Annotated in this window: 1 protein-coding gene and 1 pseudogene; both read left to right on the top strand. The window is 72.3% G+C overall.

Annotated features, from left to right (window positions below; all coding sequences use genetic code 11):
- Nucleotides 1-1,601 (top strand): class I tRNA ligase family protein (locus ACOJTC_RS14160; RefSeq protein ID WP_420117211.1); only part of this gene is annotated, 1,601 nt, incomplete at its 5' end.
- 92 nt (nt 1,602-1,693) lie between these two features.
- Nucleotides 1,694-2,091, top strand: a pseudogene (locus ACOJTC_RS14165) (dihydrofolate synthase); the annotation flags it as partial.

Genomic DNA, 2,091 nt, shown 5'->3' on the forward strand with positions numbered 1-2,091 from the left:
AGAAGCGGCCGTACGTGCACGCGGTGGGGCACTGCTCGCGGTGTCGTACCACGGTCGAGCCGCGGCTGTCGTTGCAGTGGTTCGTCAACACCACCCCGCTGGCGAAGGCGGCCGGCGACGCGGTGCGCGACGGCCGGGTGAAGATCGAGCCGGCCGAGCTGGCCAAGCGCTACTTCGCCTGGGTCGACAACATGCACGACTGGTGCATCTCCCGGCAGCTGTGGTGGGGCCACCGCATCCCGGTCTGGTACGGCCCGGCGGGCGAGATCGTCTGCGTCGGCCCCGACGAGACGCCGCCGACCGGCGAGGGCTGGCACCAGGACGAGGACGTCCTGGACACCTGGTTCTCCAGCGGCCTGTGGCCGTTCTCCACCCTCGGCTGGCCGGAGCAGACCCCGGACCTGGCGAAGTTCTACCCGACCAGTGTGCTGGTCACCGGCTACGACATCCTCTTCTTCTGGGTCGCCCGGATGATGATGTTCGGCCTGTACGCGATGGACGGCCGGCAGCCGTTCGACACGGTCGCCCTGCACGGCATGGTCCGCGACCAGTACGGCAAGAAGATGTCGAAGTCGTTCGGCAACGTGGGCGACCCGTTGGACTGGGTCGACCGGTACGGGGCCGACGCGACCCGGTTCACCCTGGCCCGGGGCGCGAACCCGGGCGGGGACGTGCCGGTCAGCGAGGAGTGGTGCCAGGGCTCCCGCAACTTCTGCAACAAGCTGTGGAACGCCACCCGGTTCGCGCTGCTCAACGGCGCGCACACCACCGGCCCGCTGCCGGCCGCCGACGGGCTCTCCACCGTCGACCGGTGGATCCTGTCCCGGCTGGCGCACGTCACCGCCGAGGTGGACGAGCAGTTCGACGCGTACGAGTTCGCGAAGGTGTGCGACCTGCTCTACCACTTCGCCTGGGACGACGTCTGCGACTGGTACGTGGAGCTGGCCAAGCCGGTGCTCGCCGAGGGCGGGCCGGCCGCCGACGCCACCCGCCGGGTGCTCGGGCACGTGCTGGACCAGTTGCTGCGGCTGCTGCACCCGGTGATTCCGTTCGTCACCGAGGAGCTGTGGACGGCACTGACCGGCGGCGAGACCGTCATGACGGCAGCCTGGCCGACCGCCGACCGTGCGCTGGTGGACGACGCCGCGGAGCGCGAGGTCGGCACCGTTCAGCGGGTGGTGACCGAGATCCGGCGGTTCCGCTCCGACCAGGGGCTGCGGCCCACCCAGCGGGTGGCCGCCCGGCTGGACGGGCTGGCCGGGGTCCAGATCGCCGCGCACGAGCCGCTGATCCGTTCGCTGGCCCGGCTGGACGCCCCGGCCGACGACTTCCAGGCCAGCGCCACCCTCGCCATGCCCGGTGAGGTCAGCGTGGCGCTGGACACCCGGGGGTCGATCGACGTGGCCGCCGAGCGGGCCCGGCTCACGAAGGACCGGGCGGCGGCCGAGAAGGAGGTCGCGCAGGCCCGGGCGAAGCTCGACAATCCGGCGTTCGTCGGGAAGGCGCCCGAGCCGGTGGTCGCGAAGATCCGCGACCGGCTGGCGGTGGCCGAGGCCGACCTGGTCCGCATCGACGCCGCTCTGGAGGCGCTTCCCTCGTGACCGACCGCACCGATCAGACCAGCCGGCCCGGGGCCGGGCGCGGCGAGTTCGCCGCCGTCGACGCCGAGCTGGCCGCGCGCGGGTTCACCCGGATGCACTTCGAGCTGGACCGCATCGAGATGCTGCTCGACCTGCTGGGGAGCCCGCAGCGGGCGTACCCGTCGATCCACCTCACCGGGACGAACGGCAAGACGTCCACGGCCCGGATGATCGACTCGCTGTTGCGGGCCTTCGGCCTGCACACCGGCCGCTACACCAGCCCGCACCTGGAGACCGTCCGGGAACGGATCAGCCTGGACGGGGAGCCCGTCGACGAGGCCCGCTTCGTCGCCACGTACCGCGAGGTGAAGCCGCTGGCCGACCTGGTCGACCAGCGGTCGGCCGAGCCGCTCACCTACTTCGACCAGACCACCGCGGTGGCGTTCGCCACGGTCGCCCACGCGCCGGTCGACGTGGCGGGGGTGGTGGGGGGGGTGGGCGGTGGCGAGGA

It is taken from the genome of Micromonospora sp. (assembly GCF_048594385.1).
GTDB lineage: Bacteria > Actinomycetota > Actinomycetes > Mycobacteriales > Micromonosporaceae > Micromonospora > Micromonospora wenchangensis.